This is a genomic window from Weizmannia acidilactici, from assembly GCF_008974225.1.
In the GTDB taxonomy this organism is placed as follows: Bacteria; Bacillota; Bacilli; order Bacillales; family Bacillaceae_C; genus Weizmannia; species Weizmannia acidilactici.
The window spans coordinates 1-503 of record NZ_BKZR01000116.1 but is presented as its reverse complement, the minus strand read 5'-3'; the positions used below and the strand labels follow the sequence as shown (position 1 = coordinate 503).

The window sequence follows — 503 nt, the reverse complement described above, 5'->3', positions numbered from 1 at the left end:
CCCCTTTTCTTGTAGACGTTCACGGTAGTCTCGGAATGCCTCAATATTGTTCAGAATAAAGGTGCGCAATCGGGCAATCTCTGATTCCTTTTCTTTGACTGTTTCAGCCCTCTCTGCCTCGGCAATCGCTGCCAATTCTGAAGGATCATTGGCTTCAGCGGCCTTATACGCTTTTTGACGTTCTTTCTTTTCCCGGTTACTTAAGGCAGCTTTCATCCACTTTTTCAAATGGAAACGGTCATAGTTATAAAACGCATTGGGAAAGTAGTCTACACCAGCACGTATCCAAGACGCACCATCACCGTTAATAATGATTGGCGTTTCCTCGTTGATATCGTATTGCGCATACAGCTCACGACTAAAAGCCTCCCAAAATTCCTCACCATCTCCTAATGAAATGTAAAAAGATTTATTGACTAACTGATAGTTCTTGCTTTTCGGATGGCGTTTCTCCCAACCTTCATGAACCATACCCACTTTGACTTCATGTGTCTTTTGGGCCA

The 503-nt window shown here is 43.5% G+C and carries 1 protein-coding gene; it reads right to left on the bottom strand.

The window, feature by feature from the left end; translation table 11 throughout:
• Positions 1–503: UPF0236 family transposase-like protein (locus GBH70_RS16480; protein ID WP_172968333.1), on the bottom strand; the 503-nt coding region annotated here is incomplete at both ends.